The sequence below is a fragment of the Lysinibacillus sp. RC46 genome (genome assembly GCF_041262385.1).
Classification (GTDB): domain Bacteria; phylum Bacillota; class Bacilli; order Bacillales_A; family Planococcaceae; genus Lysinibacillus.
This window is the reverse complement of sequence record NZ_JBGCCF010000042.1, coordinates 14496-35654: the sequence shown is the minus strand read 5'-3', so window position 1 is coordinate 35654 and position 21159 is coordinate 14496. Positions and strand designations below refer to the sequence as shown.

The window sequence follows — 21159 nt, the reverse complement described above, 5'->3', positions numbered from 1 at the left end:
GCTATTTATAGACAAATTACGCTCGTTAGCAATACATGGGGTTGATTTCCGTTCCGACTATAATTCATTTTTATATAAATACTTTGGAGATTTATCGGAACAAAATCTCACTTTATCGGAACAATTTTAGCTTTTATCGGAATGTTTTCTCGTTTTATCGGAACAATTTCAGTTTTTATCGGAATAATTTCAATTAGAACGGAAATCATCCCACGTTATGGTGAGAAGTTATATTTGTAAATAATAAGAAAAATAGTCACTCTGAAAAATTCAAGGTGGCTTTTTTTCTTGTAAAATGTAAGAATATAAAATTATCAGAAATATTTCCGTTTTATGTTGACTGAATGCTCACTCATTTATTAGAATGGGAATATAATGATGGAATGACGTACATTTACGTATGAGCTAGCAAATTTACCACAAAGAGAGAAACTTACGACAAACTAAAGGGGGGACCAACCATGAGTCCATTAGTAATTGCAAACATTGTTCTAACAGTCGTGGTTGTGCTTTATGCAGTAGGATTGTTTTTCTATCTGTTAAAAACACGCTATAAGTTTGTGCAATTGGGGAAAAAGGTTGAGTTTGATGAAAGTGTTAAAGAACGAGTTCGTTATCTTATGGTCAATGTACTTGGCCAAAACAAGCTATTAAAAGATCCAAAGAGTGGTTTAATTCACGTCATGTTCTTCTATGGATTTTTGATGGTGCAGCTTGGTGCCATTGATTTAATTTGGAAGGGGTTAGCACCTGGATCACATTTACCGCTTGGCGTTTTCTACAGTGTGTTTACATTCTTCCAAGAGCTTGTAGTATTAATGATTTTAGTGGCGGTTGTGTGGGCATTTTACCGACGCTATGTAGAAAAGCTAGTACGTCTAAAACGAGGCTGGAAAAATGGTCTTGTCCTAATTTTCATTGGTGGGTTAATGGTATCCACATTACTTGCAAATGGTATGGGAATAATTTGGCATGGTGAAGAACTAACTTATACAGAGCCAGTTGCTTCTAGCATTGCCGCTATTTTTAGTTTCTTACCAGCATCAGCAGCGGCTGTTGTTTTCTTTGTAATGTGGTGGGTGCACTTACTAACTCTTTTGACATTCTTAGTGTATGTACCACAATCGAAGCACTTCCACTTGATTGTAAGCCCGATTAATGTGTATATGAACCGTTTGGATCGTACAGGTACTTTAACACCAATCGACTTTGAAGCATTAGAAAATGCTGAAGATGAAGAGGATATTCCAGCAATTGGTGTTGGACGTATTCAAGACTTTACACAAAAACAAATGCTCGATTTATATTCTTGTGTAGAGTGCGGACGCTGTACAAATATGTGTCCAGCGTCAGGTACAGGAAAAATGCTATCACCGATGGATTTAATCGTGAAGCTACGTGATCATTTAACATTTACAGGTGCTGTTGAGACAAAGCAAAAGCCATGGGTTCCTTATCAATTCTTTGCTAACACAAAGGGGAATCAGCTAGCGATCGCAGCTGGTGCTGAGGGGGCAGTCATTGAAGATATCTACAGCCCTTCTTTAATTGGCGATGTTATTACAGAATCAGAGATTTGGGCATGTACAACTTGCCGTAACTGTGAGGATCAATGTCCTGTTATGAACGAACATGTCGATAAAATTATTGATTTACGTCGTTACTTAACAATGACTGAAGGGAAAGTAAACCCTGATGCACAACGCGCGATGACAAATATCGAGCGTCAAGGTAATCCTTGGGGCTTAAACCGTAAAGAAAAAGAAAATTGGCGTGACCTAGATCCAACAATTCATATTCCAACAGTGAAAGAGCTGAAAAAATCAGGCGAGGAAATGGAATATTTATTCTGGGTAGGTTCAATGGGTGCATTTGATAACCGCTCGCAAAAAATTGCATTAGCTTTCTGTCGTTTATTAAACGAGGCGGGCGTGAAGTTTGCGATTTTAGGAAATAAAGAGAAAAACTCAGGGGACACTCCTCGTCGTTTAGGAAATGAGTTCTTATTCCAAGAGCTGGCAACAGCAAATATCGATGAATTTGAGAAAAACGATGTGAAGAAAATCGTTACGATTGACCCGCACGCATACAATATCTTTAAAAATGAATACCAAGACTTTGGCTGGCAGGGCGAGGTCTACCACCATACTGAATTATTGAATCAATTGATTGAAGAAAATCGTCTAGCGTTAAATTATGAAGTTCATGAAACGATTGTTTTCCACGATTCTTGTTATTTAGGTCGTTATAACGATGTTTATGATGCACCACGCGAGATATTACGTGGTATCCCAGGTGTTAAGCTTGTGGAAATGGAGCGTAATCGTGAAACGGCAATGTGCTGTGGTGCAGGTGGCGGTTTAATGTGGATGGAAGAGCATGTCGGCAACCGTATTAACGTAGCACGAACAGAACAAGCTTTAGCAACTGATGCATCTGTTATCTCTTCTGGATGTCCTTACTGCTTAACAATGCTTGAGGATGGAACAAAGGCAAAAGAGGTTGAGGATTCAATCGGTACATTCGATGTTGCAGAACTATTAGAGCGTTCTGTATTTGGTGAAAAAGTGAAAGCTGTCGAAGAATCTGTTGAAGAAGCAGCGGATGTAATGGTTGAAGAAGTGGTAGCTTCAGTGGACAGTGTCGAACAAGACAAGAATACAGAGGCTAACGCAGAAAAATGATAGTTATTGTAGAAATATTTCTGTTATCTGAAAAATATAAATTGCACAATAAATAATTGTTTTGTAGAATAAGATTAAATGGAGATGGGAGTTGATCAATAAACTCCCATTTTTCATCGCAAGAGGTCGAGCGAGCGTTCAGTCAACGTAGACGCTCTAATACTTCTTCTAGAACGTAAAACAAAAGGGGTGTTTTACTTGAATAGAGCTGTAATTTTAGCAGGAGCAAGAACTGCATTTGGTAAGTTTGGAGGTTCACTATCAGCATTAAGTGCAAGTGATTTAGGTGCAATCGCCATAAAAGGGGCACTTGAGAAAGCGAATCTTTCGCCTGATGAAGTGGATGAAGTAATTTTAGGCTCCGTTTTACAAGGGGGACAGGGCCAAATTCCTTCAAGGCAGGCTGCAATCAAAGCAAATTTACCAATAGCGGTAAAAACAGAAACGATTAACAAAGTTTGTGCGTCAGGGATGCGTGCTGTAACACTAGCAGATCAGCTAATTCGATTAGGGGACGAAGAAGTAATGATCGCTGGTGGCATGGAGTCCATGTCCAATGCACCGTATTATTTACAAAATGGTCGAACTGGCTTACGCATGGGCGACTCAACGATGGTGGATGGCATGCTATATGATGGCTTAACATGTGCCTTTAATAAGGCAAGGCCGCATATGGGAAGCTACGGTAATACAACGGCGAAAGAATATTCGTTAAGCCGTGAGGAGCAGGATGCTTGGTCAGTTCGCAGTCATGAACGTGCACTTGCAGCAATTGAAAAAGGTTACTTTGCTGAAGAAATTGTGCCTGTGGAAATTCCACAACGTAAGGGAGAACCGCTTCAAGTCGATACAGACGAGGCACCAAGAGCTGGTACATCAATGGAGGTACTTGCAAAACTCAAACCAGCCTTTGACAAGGATGGAACAATTACAGCAGGTAATGCACCTGGTGTTAACGATGGTGCATGTGCCTTAGTAGTAATGAGTGAAGAACGTGCAACTCGTGAAGGCAGAGAGCCACTTGCAGTTATTATCGGCCATGAAGAGATTGCTATTGAGCCAGAGAGCTTCCCGCAAACACCAGGGCTTGTCATTAACAAATTACTGAAAAAGACGGGGAAATCATTAGCTGACATTGATTTGATCGAAATCAATGAAGCATTTGCAGCAGTAGCACTTGTCAGCAAACAATTGGCGGATTTAGATGCTGAAAAGGTCAATGTTAACGGTGGTGCAGTTGCATTAGGTCATCCAATCGGAGCATCTGGAGCACGCATTATTTTAACACTTGCTCATGAATTAAAGCGCCGTGGCGGTGGTATCGGAATTGCTGCTATCTGCTCAGGTGGAGGGCAAGGCGATGCGGTTATGATTGAAGTACCGAAAACAGGGGGACATGAATGATGGGAATTCAAAAAGTAATGGTTATTGGTGCTGGGCAAATGGGCTCCGGCATTGCACAAGTTTGTGCACAAGCTGGTTATGACGTCAAACTGAACGACATGAAGCAAGAATTTTTCGAACGTGGTTTAGGAGTCATTACGAAAAACCTGACACGTGATGTCGAAAAGGGTCGTAAAACTGAGGATGAGAAGGCGGCCATTCTAGGTCGTATTAATATGTCACTAGATTTAGAGGATGCTAGTGACGTAGATATTATCATCGAGGCAGCAGTGGAAAATATGGAAGTAAAGCAATCCATCTTTAAGCAAATTGATCAGATTGCACCGGCACATGCCATTTTAGCTACGAATACATCATCTTTACCAATTACGGAAATTGCAGCTGTCACAAATCGTCCAGAGCAAGTGATTGGTATGCACTTTATGAATCCGGTACCTGTTATGAAGCTTGTAGAAATTATTAGAGGGTTAGCTACGAGTGATGAAGTCTACAAAGCGGTTGAAGAAATGACAGTAAAATTATCGAAAACGCCAGTGGAAGTAAATGACTTCCCAGGCTTTATTTCAAATCGTATTTTATTACCAATGATTAATGAAGCGATCTACGCATTGTATGAGGGTGTAGCATCGAAGGAAGCTATTGATGATGTGATGAAGCTCGGAATGAATCATCCGATGGGGCCATTAACATTAGCAGATTTCATTGGTCTTGATACATGTCTATCCATCATGGAGATTTTACATGAGGGCTTAGGTGATAGTAAATATAGACCTTGTCCATTGCTTCGTAAATATGTGGCAGCAGGATGGCTAGGTAAAAAATCTGGAAGAGGATTTTACGTTTACGAATAATCCTATGGGGATGGGACGATTCAAACGAAGTGTAATGCTACGGGACAACGTACAGGGGTGACATTATAGATGCATTTACAATTTACAGATGAACAAATAATGATGCGTGATATGGTTCGGAATTTCGCTCAGAATAAAATCGAACCGTGGGTAGAACGTATGGAGGCAGGAGAGTTTCCACGCGAACTCCTTGCACAAATGGGAGAATTAGGTTTAATGGGGATCACGACGCCTGAGGAATTAGGCGGCTCAGCGATGGATTTTACATCGTACATAATTGCTATCAATGAACTGTCGAAGGTTAGCGCGGTAATGGGGGTTATTTTATCTGTGCATACTTCGGTTGGAACAAATCCCATTATTTATTTCGGCAACGATGAACAAAAGAAACGTTATGTTCCAAAGCTTGCTGCAGGTGAATATTTAGGGGCATTTTGTTTAACGGAGCCTAGCGCTGGTTCTGACGCTGGCTCTTTACAATCTAAAGCGGTGCGAGATGGAGATGAATATGTCATCAACGGCTCCAAGGTGTTTATTACAAACGGCGGAGAAGCAGATGTTTATATTGTCTTTGCCTCAACGAATCCTGCTGAAAAAACACGCGGTATTTCAGCATTTATAGTTGAAAAAGGAACACCTGGCTTAATCATAGGGAAAGATGAACATAAAATGGGTCTACACGGCTCACGTACAGTTCAACTAACATTCGACAACTGTCGCATTCCAGCTACGAACCTTCTTGGGGAGGAAGGGGAAGGCTTTAAAATTGCAATGGCCAACTTAGATGTTGGACGTATTGGAATCGCAGCACAAGCTCTAGGCATTGCTGAAGCAACGCTAGAGGCAGCTACTGCCTATGCCAAAGAACGTGTTCAATTTGGAAAGCCTATTGCAGCGCAACAAGGGGTTGGCTTCAAGCTTGCTGATATGGCGACTGCTGTAGAAGCAGCGAAATTATTAGTTTATCGGGCAGCGGATTTACGCACAAAAGGGTTACCGTGTGGAGCCGAGGCCTCGACGGCAAAACTTTTTGCCTCTCGTACGGCAGTGCAAACAGCAATAGACGCTATCCAAATTTTTGGTGGCTATGGCTATACAAAAGACTATCCCGTAGAGCGTTATTTCCGAGATGCAAAGGTGACAGAAATATACGAGGGTACAAGTGAAATTCAAAAGCTAGTCATTAGTAAACATTTACTTAAATAAGGTCTTTACAATGTTGATTTTTCAAGGATGATGTCGATTGCTAAAATAAATCGCTCGGGTAACCCGGAAATCTGATCAGGTAAAGCAATAAATCGCTCGAGTAACCCGAAGAACTGCTCAGGTAAAGCAATGAATCGCTCAGGTAACAAAAAGATTTGCTCGGTTTCTCGAAGCAATAATCCAGAAACATTATCAAAAATTGAAATCAACAATATAGCACTAACAGAGTCTAACGAAAAAGGGGAAATGGACAATGAACTTTCAATTATCAGAAGAGCATGAGCAATTACGCGAAATGATTCGTGATTTTGCTATTAATGAAGTAGCACCAACAGCAGCTGAACGTGACGAGAACGAAGAGTTTGACCGTGCAATTTTTGATAAAATGGCGGAGCTAGGCTTAACAGGTATTCCATGGCCAGAAGAATACGGCGGTGCAGGCTTTGATTATCTTGCGTATGTCATTGCTGTAGAAGAATTATCACGTGTATGTGCGTCAACAGGGGTAACTTTATCAGCACATACTTCGCTTGCGGGTTGGCCGATCTATAAATTCGGTAATGAAGAACAAAAACAAAAATATCTTCGTCCGATGGCAGAAGGTAAACATATCGGTGCATATGGCTTAACGGAGCCAGGATCAGGTTCTGATGCTGGAGGCATGAAAACTTATGCAAAACGTGATGGCGATGATTATATTTTAAACGGCTCGAAGATTTTCATTACCAATGGTGGAGTAGCAGATACATATGTTGTATTTGCAGTAACAGACCCAGAAGCTAAACATGGCACAACCGCTTTTATCGTTGAAGCTGGCTATGAAGGCTTCTCGGTAGGAAAGAAGGAGAAAAAACTAGGAATTCGTTCATCTCCTACAACTGAAATTATTTTTGATAACTGTCGCGTTCCGAAAGAAAACATGCTTGGAGCTGAGGGAGAAGGCTTCAAAATTGCGATGACAACACTTGATGGAGGACGTAATGGTATTGCGGCACAAGCTGTAGGGATTGCACAAGGTGCGTTAGATGCAGCTGTTGAATACGGTAAAGAGCGTGTGCAATTTGGTAAGCCGATTACTGCTAACCAAGGTGTCTCCTTTAAACTAGCGGATATGGCAACTCAAATTGAAGCATCTCGACTGCTTACATACCAAGCGGCCTGGTTGGAATCAAATGGTCTACCTTATGGTAAGGCATCTGCAATGGCAAAATTAATGGCTGGCGATACTGCGATGAATGTAACGACTGAGGCGATTCAAGTCTTTGGTGGATATGGCTATACGAAAGATTATCCAGTTGAGCGCTTCATGCGTGATGCAAAAATCACACAAATTTATGAAGGTACACAAGAGATTCAACGACTTGTTATCTCTCGTATGTTGACAAAATAACGTATGACAGAAAGAGATAAAAGACCCCAAGTACAGTCAACGGTAAAAGATGAAAATCTCATCGCCATTCGTCGAGAACAAATGATAGAGGGAGCCATTAAATTATTTAAAGAAAAAGGTTTTCATCGTGCTACCACGAGAGAAATCGCAAAAGCTGCAGGCTTTAGTATCGGAACATTATATGAATATATTCGTACTAAGGAAGATGTCCTTTACCTTGTATGTGATAGTATTTATCACCATGCGATGGAGCGACTTTCAAGTTATGAGATTAAGGCAGGAACTATAGAAGAGTTAAAGGAAATGATTCGAGAGTATTTCTTGCAAATTGATAGTATGGTTGATGAGCTGACAATCATGTATCAGGAAACTAAATCATTATCAAAAGAAGCACAACGTTATGTATTTAGTAAAGAGTTTGAAATGGTAGGTACTTTTGAGCGATTACTACAACGCTGTGTGCAGTCAGGTGAAATAACGATGACGGATCAACAAATTCACTTGGCAGCAAATAACTTAGTCGTTTCTGGACAAAGCTGGGCATTCCGTAAATGGGCGCTCCATCGTCAGCACTCTATTGACGAATTTATTGAAATGCAAATAACATTGTTTATTTCGGGCATAAAGGGGTTCTAATAAGTTCCGTAAAGGGGTTGTCGGTAATTGCATAGAGCGACATTGCAATTACCGGCTTTTTTATGAGGCTCATCACCAAAGTTGGGGATGATATTTGTTAAAAATGTATGTCATGTAAATTAGTTGATTGAAGTGGAGACTGGGCGACTCCTTGGGGATCAGCGTCACAGATGAGACCCTGGAGCGAGCGGTGCGAGTGAAGCGGCTCATCGGACGCCCCCAGGAAAGCGCCCAGTCGGAACGGAAATCAACCACACTTTATGATGATGAGTCGATAAAGAACATTAAGGGGAGAAAGTGGGGATTTCATATGACAAAGGTAGAAGTATATCGTCCAAAAAATCACGTACGTTTTGTAACAGCATCGAGTCTTTTTGATGGACATGATGCTTCGGTTAACATTATGCGACGTATTTTACAATCAAGCGGTGTAGAGGTAATCCATTTAGGACATAACCGCTCCGTGGAAGAAGTCGTAAATGCTGCGATTCAAGAGGATGCTCAAGGTATTGCGGTATCTTCTTATCAAGGCGGGCATATGGAATACTTTAAATATATGTATGATTTGCTGCGTGAAAAAGGGGCGCCACATATTAAAATTTATGGTGGTGGCGGTGGTGTTATTTTACCACGTGAAATTAAAGAGCTACATGCTTACGGGATTGCAGGGATTTTCTCACCAGAGGATGGGCGTGTTTTAGGTTTACAAGGGATGATTAATGAGAAAATTAAAGGAACTGATTTCCCGACTGCTATAGGTAGCTATCAAGAAAAGCTGGATGCTCTATCCACAGAAACACCTGAAATTTTAGCAAATTTATTAACTGCTGCTGAGTCAAATGATGATGAAGAAACGAAAAAGATGCTAGCGGAAGCTCGCAAACGCTCAAAAGGGACGCCTATATTGGGCATTACTGGAACAGGTGGTGCGGGTAAATCTTCCTTAACAGATGAATTAATTCGCCGCTTCTTGAAGGAGTTTCCGGATAAACGCGTAGCTATTCTTTCTGTCGATCCGACAAAGCAAAAGACAGGTGGGGCTTTACTTGGTGACCGAATTCGTATGAATGCGATTTTCAATAATCGCGTATATATGCGTAGTTTAGCAACCCGTGGATCTCGTACAGAACTTACTGCTTCCATTGGGGATGTGCTAGATGTAACGCGTGTAGCGGGTTATGATTTAATCATTGTAGAAACAAGTGGTATTGGTCAGGGTGATGCGGAAATTACAAAATACACTGATCTATCCATGTATGTGATGACAAGTGAGTTTGGTGCTCCAACTCAGCTTGAAAAAATTGACATGATCGATTTTGCGGATGTAATCGCTATCAATAAATTTGAACGCAAAGGTTCTGAGGATGCATTACGTCAAGTGCAGAAGCAATATCAACGTTCACGAGAGCTTTGGGATGAATCGATTGATACTATGCCTGTGTACGGTACGATTGCCAGTCAATTTAATGATAAAGGAACGAATGCTTTATTTGCTGCATTAGTCAATATCATTAATACGAAGACAGGTAGTAATTGGGAAACAGGCTATGAGCAATTTGCGAAAACTCAAAAGCAAGATGTTATCATTCCAAACGATCGTCGTTATTATTTACGAGAACTGACAGATACTGTGCGTGGCTATCATAAAAAATCAGAGCAACAGGTGGAATTTGCTCGCCGTCTATTCCAATTAGAGGGAGCTATTGCAGCGGTTAAGGAAAAAGCGCCAAATGATGCACTTATCGCATCTCTCACTTCTTTAGCGGAAGGTGTTAGAGATGAATTAACAGCTGAGTCTAAACGAATATTAGACAATTGGCATGCTTTAAAAGAAGCGTATGCAGGAGACGAATTTGTCACGAAAGTTCGTGATAAAGAAATTCGAACAATTTTAAAGACAGTAAGCCTTTCTGGTATAAAAATACCTAAAGTTGCTTTACCAAAATTCGTAGATTATGGTGAAATTTTACGCTGGGTTTATAGAGAAAATGTACCTGGTGAATTCCCTTATACAGCGGGGGTATTCCAATTTAAACGTGAAGGTGAAGATCCGAAGCGACAATTTGCTGGTGAAGGCACGCCTGAGCGTACGAATAAACGATTCCATTATTTATCGAAGGATGATGATGCAAAACGATTATCAACAGCATTTGATTCGGTAACACTTTATGGTGAGGATCCTGATTACCGACCAGATATTTATGGGAAAGTTGGAGAATCGGGTGTATCTATTTGTACGCTAGAGGATATGAAAAAGCTTTATGCAGGTTTTGATTTATGTGCGCCATCAACTTCAGTATCAATGACAATTAACGGTCCAGCACCGGTTATTTTGGCGATGTTCATGAATACGGCTATTGATCAGCAAGTGAAACTACGTGAGGAAGAACTTGGTCGACCTTTAACAGTTGAAGAATTTACGGAGACACGTGAGAAGACATTACAGGTTGTACGTGGAACCGTGCAAGCAGATATTTTAAAAGAAGACCAAGGGCAAAATACATGTATTTTCTCAACAGAGTTTGCGTTACGAATGATGGGAGATATTCAGCAATACTTTATCGATCATAAAGTTCGTAATTATTACTCAGTATCTATTTCTGGTTACCATATTGCTGAAGCTGGTGCGAACCCAATATCACAATTGGCCTTCACATTAGCAAATGGCTTCACGTATGTGGAATATTATTTAAGCCGAGGAATGAATATTGACGACTTTGCGCCAAATCTATCATTCTTCTTCTCTAACGGACTTGATCCAGAGTACACAGTTATTGGACGTGTAGCCCGTCGCATTTGGGCAGTTGTCATGCGTGATAAGTACGGCGCCAATGAACGAGCACAAAAATTAAAATATCATATCCAAACATCTGGACGCAGTTTGCATGCACAGGAGATTGATTTTAATGATATCCGCACAACGTTACAGGCGTTAATGGCATTACAGGATAACTGTAATTCATTGCATACAAATGCATATGATGAGGCCATTACAACGCCTACGGAAGAATCTGTACGTCGTGCAATGGCTATTCAAATGATTATTACGAAGGAACATGGCTTAGCGAAAAACGAAAATCCATTACAAGGAGCGTTTATCGTAGAAGAGTTAACAGATCTTGTAGAAGAAGCGGTACTAGAAGAGTTTGATCGTATCAATGATCGTGGTGGCGTGCTAGGTGCAATGGAAACACAATATCAACGTGGTAAAATTCAAGAGGAATCCATGCACTACGAGATGCTAAAGCATTCAGGTGAGTTACCAATCATTGGTGTGAACACATACTTAAATCCGAACCCACCTTCAGAAGATGAAATTAACAATATGGAAATTGCGCGTGCCTCGACGGAAGAAAAAGAGACGCAAATTCATAATTTACATGCCTTCTGGAAGCAACATGAAGGTGAGAACGAAGCGGCCCTTGCCCGTTTACAACAAGTAGCTGTAAACAACGGTAATATTTTCGCGGAGCTTATGGAAACCGTAAAAGTCGCTAGCTTAGGGCAGATCACAAATGCTTTATATGAGGTTGGCGGACAATATCGTCGTAATATGTAATTCGTAGTATTTTGTTTGTGCAAAATGTTTGTGAAGTTTTAAGTGTCTAGTCTTAGGATTAGGCACTTCTTTTTATTTCCGTTATAATAAGAAATGTAAAAAAAAGGGGAGGCGCAGTAGAATGATGAAATCAACAATTAACTACATCATTATTTTGGCTTTGGTGGTAGGAGTTATTTTCCTGTATGATAAGCAATTTGGCGCTGTTCCTTTACTTATATTATCTTTCTATTTGTTTTACTTAGGGATAAAAAAAATGCGTGATATAAAAAACAGTAATTGAAGCTAGCAAAGAGGATAAAACTTTGTATATAATGGGTATTATGCTTATGATATGGAAAGTTACTTTTGTGCGGCCTTTTTTGCTGCGCTCCGACAATAAAGCTATATAAATTTTAAAACGTCCAATGTGATGAGGGAAAGGAAGTGCACGAATGAATTTTCGTGAAATGACAAAAGAACAATTAACGGAAGAGTCGTTAATTAACTTAGCGTATGCAATTTTAAATGAAAAACGTGCCTCAGTGTCTTTTAATGACTTATTAACAATTATTCAAGAGCTTGTAGGCTATAGTGATGAAGAAATGAAAGCTCGCCTACTACAATTTTACACAGATTTAAATGTAGATGGCCGCTTCTTATTTAATCAGGAAACTGGCTGGGGCTTACGTGAATGGTATAAAGTTGAACAGATTGAAGAAGAAACAGCTCCTTCTGTTAAAACTCATAAGAAAAAATCTAAAGCTGCCGTTGAAGAAGATGATTTAGATGAAGATATAGAGGAAGAAGATATTGACTTCGATGAAGATTATGAAGAATTCGTTGAAGAAGATGATGATCTAGATGAAGAAGAAGAAGATAAAGAAGATATCGATTTTGATGAAGAAGATATAGAGGAAATCGATGAAGAAATCGACGAGGACTTTACTGATGAAGATGAAGAGGAATTTGAAGAAGAGGACGAAATCTAACTTATTTCAGCAAACAACCGCTGAAATAAGCCGATTCCGGATGCAATTATGCTGAGGCATAATTGATGATAATTACTCTTTGAAATTTTCTTTCTTTTATCCGTGTAGTAAAAAATCTTGACTTCTATCGCGGTTCCGTTTAATCTTTTACTTGGGCTCCTTAATTAAAGGAGAAAGACCGTGTATGTAATACGCTTCCCCTGCAAACCTATGCAGGAGGAGCGTTTTTTTATTTTTTTAACTATATTCAGTCAAGTTCTCCCATGTTTATAGCTACGGAATGAATATAAATGCTCTAAATTATTCATGATGTATATTAATCGGTGACTGAGTATATGTTAGGATGGATTTTTTAAAAGGAAAGTAGAAAAGAGATAGAAACGATTACAGCTTCGAATCGACTACAATTTTGTAGGCATTCTCGGCTTTTCTTATTTTAGGGATAAGAAATATCAATTTCTTAGGCCGTAGAGACATTTGCATTAATGCTCAAGATTACTTAGCTTAGGACGTGAATGCACTTTTCTTACTAGTAATTTCTAGAACAACAAAAGGAGGAATTTTTTCATGACGAAGTATATTTTTGTAACAGGTGGGGTTGTTTCTTCACTTGGAAAAGGGATTGTAGCAGCATCTCTAGGTCGTTTATTAAAAAATCGCGGATTAGAAGTAACGATTCAAAAATTTGACCCATATATCAATATTGACCCAGGTACAATGAGTCCTTATCAACATGGTGAGGTTTTCGTAACAGATGATGGCGCAGAAGCTGACTTAGACTTAGGTCACTACGAACGTTTCATTGATATTAACCTAGGAAAACATTCTACAGTAACATCAGGACGTGTTTATCAATCTGTATTACAAAAAGAACGCCGCGGTGAATACAACGGTGGAACAGTACAAGTAATTCCTCACATTACAAATGAGATCAAAGATCGTATTCAACGAGCTGGTCGCGAAACTAATGCAGACGTAGTTATTACAGAAGTAGGCGGAACAGTTGGAGATATTGAGTCATTGCCATTCCTTGAAGCAATTCGTCAAATGAAAACGAATTTAGGTCATAACAATGTGATGTATGTTCACTGTACGCTTATTCCTTATATTAAAGCTGCAGGTGAGCTAAAAACAAAACCAACTCAGCATTCTGTAAAAGAATTACGTTCTTTAGGTATTCAACCAAATATTATCGTTGTACGCACAGAGCAAGAAGTGCCTCAGGATATGAAAGAAAAATTAGCTTTATTCTGTGATGTTCAGCCACACGAAATTATTGAATCTCGCGATGCAGAACATTTATATGAAGTACCACTAAACCTTCATGCACAAGATATTGATGATATCGTGCTTGACCATTTTGGCATTGAAGCACCAGAGGCAGATATGGAAGAATGGCGCGAGCTTGTAGCAAAAGTGAAGAGCTTACCAAATAAACGAAAAGTAGCATTAGTAGGTAAATATGTAGAACTACAAGATGCTTACATTTCTGTTGTAGAGGCATTAAAGCATGCAGGCTATGCATTTAATTCTGATATTGAGATTGATTGGATCAATGCAGAACATGTGGATGCTGACAATGTTGTTTCATTATTAAAAGGTGCTGATGCAATTTTAGTTCCAGGTGGCTTCGGTGATCGTGGAGTTGAAGGTAAAATTTTAGCGACGCAATATGCTCGTGAAAATAATGTACCATTCTTAGGTATTTGCCTAGGTATGCAACTTGCAACAGTAGAATTTGCTCGTAACGTACTTGGTTTACAAGGAGCGCATTCTACAGAGCTTGATCCAAAAACGCAATATCCTATTATCGATTTCCTACCAGATCAAAACGACAGTGTAGACATCGGTGGTACATTACGTTTAGGTTTATATCCATGTAAGTTAAAAGAAGGCTCAAAGGCAATCCAAGCTTATGGTCAAGAACTTGTTTATGAACGTCACCGCCATCGTTATGAATTTAACAATGAATATCGTGAAGCGATGGAAGCTGAAGGTCTTGTCTTCTCAGGTACAAGCCCTGACGGTAAATTAGTGGAAATTATCGAGTTACCAGAAAATAATTTCTTCGTAGCATGTCAATTCCACCCTGAATTGGTATCACGTCCAAACCGTCCACAGCCATTGTTCCGTGATTTTATCGGATCAACATTCAAATAATGAAAAAAGAGTTGTCTCAAGTGCTGAGACAACTCTTTTTTTTCTTCATAATCTGCGCTTGACAGCGGCAGCGTCAATTATGCAAAGGCGAAAATGATGGAATTATTACAACTCTTCGTCATCAAGGCCAAGCATTTCATCATACGCAATTTTTACTGCTTCATAAACAAAAAGGGCAGCAATAGCATGTGGCACGACTATGCGCTTGCCTAAATCGTTTGGTAATAAACCACCGCGCATGCGTGTTGAAATATACGTATACGCTAAATCTGCTAGTGGGTTTTCGGAATTAACAACTTCGCTAGCAACTGCTGCAAATGGAATAAACTGATTATTTAATTGCAGTGCTAAGGCTAATGCATCCTCATCGTGTGCACTACGTGTAAAAATGCATACACGATCAGCTTCCGTAATCACTGTATCTTTTGTCCAAGGGACTAACTTCGTAAAACGTTCCACAGCTTGGCATGCATTTAATTCGACAACTTGCATTTCGCCAAAACATGCGAAATAGACATTGCCTTCACCAATACCCGCTTGTGCAAGTAATCGCGCTGTTTCTTCAATAGCTTCCTCTTCATTTTGTGTTATTCTTTGTAATAATCCACTTAATTGTGTTGTTAGAATTTTTGACATGATCCCACCTCAATCAATATTATAGGTATGAAAAGAGCATAAAGCAAAAGCAGATAATTTATAATACTAGAAGGTATTAAGAGGTTAAAGGAGAATAATACATAATATAGGAAGTTTTTCTGTAAGAATAATAACTCAAAAAGGGCGGAATGAATGTGAAACGATTACTAATTGTCGATGATCAACCAGGAATTCGTTTACTTTTAAATGAAGTGTTGAAAAAGGAAGGTTATGTTACATATTTAGCTGCAAATGGTATGGAAGCACTGAAATATGCTGAGGAGGAAATGGATTGTGTCCTATTAGACATGAAAATTCCAGGGATGGATGGCATAGAAATTTTAAAGCGCTTAAAAGAGAAGTGGCCACAACTCCCAGTATTTATGATGACTGCATATGGTGAATTGGACGTTGTACAGGAGGCATTAGATTTAGGAGCAATTCGATATTTTACTAAGCCTTTTGATATTTTTGAAGTGCGAGATGAAGTTAATAAAACATTAAAAGTTTAGATGAACAGGCAGTGGTCAACACCGCCTGTTTTTTATGGTTATTATTCGATTTGAAGTAATGTTCTATCGTTTCATATTCATTTTGCTTCCGAAATATAAGGCTCATCATAACGTGAGGTTTAATTTCCGCTCCTACTCGGCGCTTTGTTGTTGTTGTTGTTGTTGTTGTTGCTGTCGCTACGCTTTCGCACAGTGCAAAGCTTCCTTGGGGCGTCCGATGAGCTGCAGTTTTGAGATTTATCGAGAACTTTTGATTGTTTATCACCCAACTTTATCGATTTATCACCCAACTTTCGAAAAATATCGACATCTACCTTCATGCAACACTATCTGACCGCACTGATAATTTGCGCCGCTTATGACATAAGCATATTTTTTTACGCAAAATTTAACATCAAAAAAGCACAAGAAATCAACGTTTCTAAATTGATTTCTCGCGCTTTTTAAGGTTTTGACGAGTTTTGTCCCAGCAACTAGAACCTTCGTTTCGTTTCACTGTACTGCGGTTTGACGCTGTCGCTCGCTTTCGTGTAGAAAATAACAGCCCCTGCTTTTCAGGGGCTAAACCTTCGTTCCGTTGCACTCCATTGCGGTTGGCACTGTCGCTCCGTTGCACTTCGCTTTCGTGCAGAAAACAAAGTAACCTGAAATGCTTTTCAGGTTACTTTGTTTTTGCTATGATTGAATAGCATATCTATGTAAAAGAATAGTCCTAAGAGGAGGATTTTTAGTATGGCATTAGTATCTATGAAAGAGATGTTAATTAAAGCAAAAGCAGAAGGTTATGCGGTTGGTCAGTTCAACATCAACAACCTTGAGTGGACTCAAGCAATTTTACAAGCAGCACAAGAAGAAAAATCTCCAGTTATTCTAGGCGTTTCTGAAGGCGCAGGTAAATATATGGGCGGATTCATCTCCGTTGTACACATGGTAAAAGGTTTGATGGAATCTTATGGCACTACAGTACCTGTAGCTATTCATCTTGACCATGGTTCAAGCTTTGAAAAATGTAAAGAAGCAATTGATGCAGGATTTACTTCGGTTATGATTGATGCATCTCATCATCCATTCGAGGAAAATGTTGCGACTACTTCAAAAGTAGTTGAGTACGCTCATGCGAAAGGTGTTTCTGTTGAAGCGGAGCTTGGCACAGTAGGCGGTGACGAGGATGGCGTTATCGGTGGTATTATGTACGCTGATCCAGAGGAATGCCGTAAAATGGTTGAGTTAACAGATATCGATTGCTTAGCGCCAGCACTAGGCTCTGTACATGGTCCTTACAAAGGAGAACCAAATTTAGGTTTTAAAGAAATGGAAGAAATCTCTAAATTAGCAGATTTACCATTAGTATTACATGGTGGTACAGGAATTCCAACAAAAGATATCCAACGCTCAATTTCATTAGGTACAGCAAAAATTAACGTCAATACTGAAAATCAAATTGCTGCTACTAAAGTAATCCGTGAAGTTCTTGATAAAGATAAAGTTGTTTATGACCCTCGTAAATTCCTTGCTCCAGCACGTGAAGCGATTAAAACAACAGTTATCGGGAAAATCCGTGAATTTGGTAGTGCGCAAAAAGCATAATTTTTGTATCTAAAAGTACAAAAGATCAGATGAATACACAAAATAAGAGAAGTGTTGATGCTGTTATCGACCTTCTCTTGTTTTTGAAATGATAAATTTTTGGCGAAAATTTAAATATGGGGGTTCATCACCAAAAGTTGGGGATGGCATTTGTGTTAAAACGAATGTAATGTATAATAGTTGATTTCCGATTCAACTGAACGGCCCTAGTAAAGCGCCCAATCGGAACGAAAATCAACCCAGTTATGGTAATGAACCAGACAGTGATCAGGAGGGAATATAATGAAATTTTTCATTGATACAGCAAACTTTGAAGAGATTAAAGAAGCACACGCATGGGGTATTTTATCAGGTGTTACGACAAACCCATCGTTAGTTGCTAAAGAAGAGAACGTTTCTTTCCATGATCGACTTCGTGAAATCACAGAGCTTGTAGATGGCTCAGTGAGTGGGGAAGTAATTGCTCTAGATGCGGAAGGTATGATTAAAGAAGGCTTAGAATTGGCTGAAATTGCTCCAAATATTACAGTTAAACTGCCAATGACTCCAGCTGGCTTAGAGGCATGTCGCTTCTTTGCAGACAAAGGTATTAAAACGAACGTAACATTAATCTTTAGTGCCAACCAAGCATTAATGGCTGCTCGTGCAGGTGCTACATATGTATCACCATTTATCGGTCGTCTAGATGATATGGGGCAAAACGGTGTAGAACTAATTGAAACGATTGCAGATATTTTCACAATCCATAATATCGATACGCAAATTATCGCTGCATCTATTCGTCATCCACAGCACGTAACAGCGGCAGCACTTGCTGGTGCACATATTGCAACTACTCCTTTTAAAGTATTAAAGCAACTTTTCCATCATCCATTAACGGAAAAAGGAATTGAAGGATTTTTAACGGATTGGAATAAGAGAAAAGGCAAATAATAAGATTATATAGTGAGCCAATTGCAGAAAAATTACTTTCCAATCATGAGGGAGAACGCGAAATGGATGTTTATAAAATTACAGGCGAAAATCGTCTAAAGGGTACAATAAAAGTTAGTGGTGCAAAAAATAGTGCAGTCGCCTTAATTCCAGCATCAATTTTGGCGAACTCTCCAGTGACAATTGGAGGGATACCAGAAATTTCTGATGCATGGACGTTAAAGGCATTATTAGAGGAAATCGGTGGAGAAGTGTCATTTGAGGATGGCATAATGACCATAGATCCGACAGAAATGATTGCATTGCCATTACCAAACGGCAACGTGAAAAAGCTTCGTGCCTCCTATTACTTAATGGGAGCAATGCTAGGCCGCTTTAAAAAAGCTGTGATTGGTTTACCAGGAGGCTGTTTCTTAGGGCCGCGTCCTATTGACCAACATATAAAAGGCTTTGAGGCATTAGGTGCGAAAATCACTAATGAGCATGGAGCAATTTATTTACGTGCTGATGAATTAATTGGCGCAAAAATATATTTAGACGTTGCCAGTGTTGGTGCAACAATTAATATTATGTTAGCTGCAGTCCTTGCGAAGGGACGTACGGTTATTGAAAATGCAGCAAAAGAACCGGAAATTATTGATGTAGCTACTCTTCTCACTAACATGGGAGCTAATATTAAAGGTGCAGGTACAAGTGTTATCCGTATTGAAGGCGTAGAGGAACTTCATGGTACGGAGCATACGATTATTCCAGATCGTATTGAAGCTGCTACATTTATGATTATGGCTGCCGCTTTAGGTGAAGGCATTACAATTGATAATGTTATTCCATTGCATTTAGAGGCGATTATTGCAAAGCTTCGTGAAATGGGTGTGAAAATTGAAATCGGTGAAGAAAGTATTTTTGTGCCAAAAACGGATCTCTCCACATTGCAAGCCGTTGATGTGAAAACATTAGTGTATCCTGGATTCCCAACTGATATTCAGCAACCACTTTCTGTTTTAATGTCTCAAGCATTTGGTTCCTCAAAGATAACAGATACAATCTATACAGCTCGATTTAAGCATATTGATGAACTTCGTCGTTTGAATTCCAATGCACGCGTTGAAGGCAATACAGCTATTATTACAGGGCCTAGTAAATTACATGGTTCAACTGTAACTGCTACCGATCTTCGTGCTGGTGCCGCATTAGTATTAGCAGGCCTGTTAGCTGAAGGTGAAACGGAAATTCATGATATCTATCATATTGAGCGTGGTTATAGCTCACTTATTGAGAAATTACGTGATTTAGGCGCTGATATTCGACGTGAAACAATAATGGCCCGCGTAGCAGAGGCAAAGGAATAATGAGAGCTAAAAGTTTTGAACTAACTATGTTACAATAGAGGTAATTTGAATGTTTCGGCGATTAAAAATGCCGATAACGGGAGGCAAATAAAACAATGGAACGTAGTTTATCGATGGAAGTAGTACGAGTAACAGAGGCAGCAGCAATCGCATCCGGGAAATGGATGGGTCGCGGTTTGAAAATTGAGGCAGATGATGCAGCGACGACAGCGATGCGTGTAATGTTCGATACAATTCCAATGCATGCTACAGTGGTGATTGGTGAAGGCGAAATGGATGAAGCACCAATGCTTTATATTGGTGAAGAGCTTGGCCTACGTAATGGAGGTCCTCAAGTAGATATCGCAGTTGACCCATTAGAAGGTACAAATATTGTAGCGAAGGGTACAAATGGTGCAATGACAGTTCTTGCTATTGCAGATAAAGGTAATCTGTTAAACGCACCTGATATGTACATGGAAAAAATTGCAGTAGGACCAGAGGCAGCAGGTAAGGTAGATATTAACGCTTCTGTTACGTATAATTTATTACAGGTAGCAAAAGCTAAAAATAAAGATATTTCAGACGTAGTAGCTACACTTTTAGATCGACCACGTCACCAAGCAATTGTTGATGAAATCCGAGAAGCTGGGGCACGTATTAAATTTATTCAAGACGGCGACGTTGGAGCAGCTATCAATACTGCTTTTGATGAAACTGGCATTGATATTATGTTTGGTACAGGTGGTGCACCAGAGGGTGTAATTTCAGCTGTTGCATTAAAATGTCTAGGTGGAGACTTCCAAGCGAAGCTAGTCCCAGAAGATGAGGAACAGTTAGAACGTTGCAAAAAAATGGGTGTAGATGTAGAGAAAGTTCTTTATTTAGATGACCTAGTTAAAGGTGACGATGCTATTTTTGCAGCGACTGCTGTAACAGATTGTGAGCTTTTAAAAGGTGTGCAGTATAAAGGAGCCTATGCATTAACACATTCAGTTGTTATGCGAGCTAAATCTGGAACTGTGCGTTTTGTAGAAGGTCGTCACGCTCTTGATAAAAAACCTAGCTATTAATAAAAATTTCTTCTAAAATATACCTAGTGCATCTTTTTGCGCTAGGTACCTTCTTCTAAATTTTCAACCATCCCATAGTTTTATAAGGCTATATTATGCTTCATTGTTTTGCATAGTTAATTCAAGTACCTATCGCTCTGATTCAAGCTGACAGGTACGAATAGACTACAGAGCCTATCGTAAAAAAAACTTCTTTGTTAACCCCAAAAACAGCAATTATATTTTGAAA

General features: G+C 39.5%; 17 protein-coding genes. 15 read left to right on the top strand and 2 right to left on the bottom strand.

Going from position 1 to position 21159, the window contains the following annotated elements:
* Window positions 1–461: 461 nt before the first annotated feature.
* From ABH966_RS24485 to ABH966_RS24470, 4 genes are all read left to right on the top strand, one after another.
* Window positions 462–2684 carry a heterodisulfide reductase-related iron-sulfur binding cluster gene (locus tag ABH966_RS24485; protein WP_370083052.1) on the top strand — a complete coding sequence of 741 codons (2223 nt, stop codon included), beginning with the start codon at window positions 462–464 and terminating at the stop codon, window positions 2682–2684.
* Window positions 2685–2882: 198 nt separating this feature from the next.
* Window positions 2883–4088, top strand: a complete 1206-nt coding sequence (locus ABH966_RS24480; protein WP_370083050.1) for an acetyl-CoA C-acetyltransferase — start codon at window positions 2883–2885, stop codon at window positions 4086–4088.
* Window positions 4088–4939, top strand: coding sequence for a 3-hydroxybutyryl-CoA dehydrogenase (locus ABH966_RS24475; protein ID WP_370083068.1), 852 nt, complete (start codon window positions 4088–4090; stop codon window positions 4937–4939). The genes ABH966_RS24480 and ABH966_RS24475 overlap by 1 nt, the downstream gene beginning before the upstream one ends.
* Before the next feature lie 69 nt (window positions 4940–5008).
* Entirely contained in the window at window positions 5009–6145 is a 1137-nt protein-coding gene (locus tag ABH966_RS24470) for an acyl-CoA dehydrogenase (protein WP_370083048.1), read from the top strand.
* A gap of 5 nt (window positions 6146–6150) precedes the next feature.
* Here ABH966_RS24470 and ABH966_RS24465 read toward each other — a convergent pair whose 3' ends face one another.
* The gene (locus ABH966_RS24465; protein ID WP_370083046.1) at window positions 6151–6354 is read right to left on the bottom strand and encodes a hypothetical protein; all 204 of its coding nucleotides are present in this window, start codon (window positions 6352–6354) and stop codon (window positions 6151–6153) included.
* Window positions 6355–6398: 44 nt separating this feature from the next.
* Between ABH966_RS24465 and ABH966_RS24460 the strand changes: the two genes are divergently transcribed.
* The 6 genes from ABH966_RS24460 to ABH966_RS24435 all read left to right on the top strand — a co-directional run bounded on the left by ABH966_RS24460 (window position 6399) and on the right by ABH966_RS24435 (window position 14861).
* Window positions 6399–7535, top strand: coding sequence for an acyl-CoA dehydrogenase (locus ABH966_RS24460; protein ID WP_370083044.1), 1137 nt, complete (start codon window positions 6399–6401; stop codon window positions 7533–7535).
* 3 nt (window positions 7536–7538) lie between these two features.
* Window positions 7539–8171, top strand: a complete 633-nt coding sequence (locus ABH966_RS24455; RefSeq protein ID WP_323654254.1) for a TetR/AcrR family transcriptional regulator — start codon at window positions 7539–7541, stop codon at window positions 8169–8171.
* A 310-nt stretch (window positions 8172–8481) separates the two neighbouring features.
* Window positions 8482–11730, top strand: coding sequence for a fused isobutyryl-CoA mutase/GTPase IcmF (gene icmF / locus ABH966_RS24450; protein ID WP_370083042.1), 3249 nt, complete (start codon window positions 8482–8484; stop codon window positions 11728–11730).
* Window positions 11731–11851: 121 nt separating this feature from the next.
* Window positions 11852–12013, top strand: coding sequence for a hypothetical protein (locus ABH966_RS24445; protein WP_370083040.1), 162 nt, complete (start codon window positions 11852–11854; stop codon window positions 12011–12013).
* A 151-nt stretch (window positions 12014–12164) separates the two neighbouring features.
* On the top strand, window positions 12165–12701 hold the full coding sequence (gene rpoE / locus ABH966_RS24440) for a DNA-directed RNA polymerase subunit delta (protein WP_370083038.1): 537 nt from the start codon (window positions 12165–12167) through the stop codon (window positions 12699–12701).
* A 567-nt stretch (window positions 12702–13268) separates the two neighbouring features.
* A complete protein-coding gene (locus ABH966_RS24435) occupies window positions 13269–14861 on the top strand; it encodes a CTP synthase (protein WP_370083036.1) in 1593 nt (530 codons plus the stop codon).
* Window positions 14862–14966: 105 nt separating this feature from the next.
* Here ABH966_RS24435 and ABH966_RS24430 read toward each other — a convergent pair whose 3' ends face one another.
* Entirely contained in the window at window positions 14967–15497 is a 531-nt protein-coding gene (locus ABH966_RS24430) for a DUF2529 family protein (RefSeq protein ID WP_370083034.1), read from the bottom strand.
* Window positions 15498–15652: 155 nt separating this feature from the next.
* On the opposite strand from ABH966_RS24430, the gene ABH966_RS24425 reads away from it, so the two are divergent.
* The 5 genes from ABH966_RS24425 (at window position 15653) to glpX (ending at window position 20930) form a co-directional block, all read left to right on the top strand.
* On the top strand, window positions 15653–16009 hold the full coding sequence (locus ABH966_RS24425; protein ID WP_132360320.1) for a response regulator: 357 nt from the start codon (window positions 15653–15655) through the stop codon (window positions 16007–16009).
* A gap of 732 nt (window positions 16010–16741) precedes the next feature.
* Entirely contained in the window at window positions 16742–17596 is an 855-nt protein-coding gene (locus tag ABH966_RS24420; protein ID WP_370083032.1) for a class II fructose-bisphosphate aldolase, read from the top strand.
* Between the two features lie 282 nt (window positions 17597–17878).
* Window positions 17879–18529: a fructose-6-phosphate aldolase gene (gene fsa / locus ABH966_RS24415; RefSeq protein WP_370083030.1), complete on the top strand. Its 651-nt coding sequence runs from the start codon at window positions 17879–17881 to the stop codon at window positions 18527–18529.
* A gap of 62 nt (window positions 18530–18591) precedes the next feature.
* Window positions 18592–19878 (top strand): UDP-N-acetylglucosamine 1-carboxyvinyltransferase, encoded by a 1287-nt coding sequence (locus ABH966_RS24410; RefSeq protein WP_370083028.1) that lies wholly within the window; start codon window positions 18592–18594, stop codon window positions 19876–19878.
* 95 nt (window positions 19879–19973) lie between these two features.
* A complete protein-coding gene (gene glpX, locus ABH966_RS24405) occupies window positions 19974–20930 on the top strand; it encodes a class II fructose-bisphosphatase (protein WP_370083026.1) in 957 nt (318 codons plus the stop codon).
* The last annotated feature ends 229 nt before the right edge of the window (window positions 20931–21159 follow it).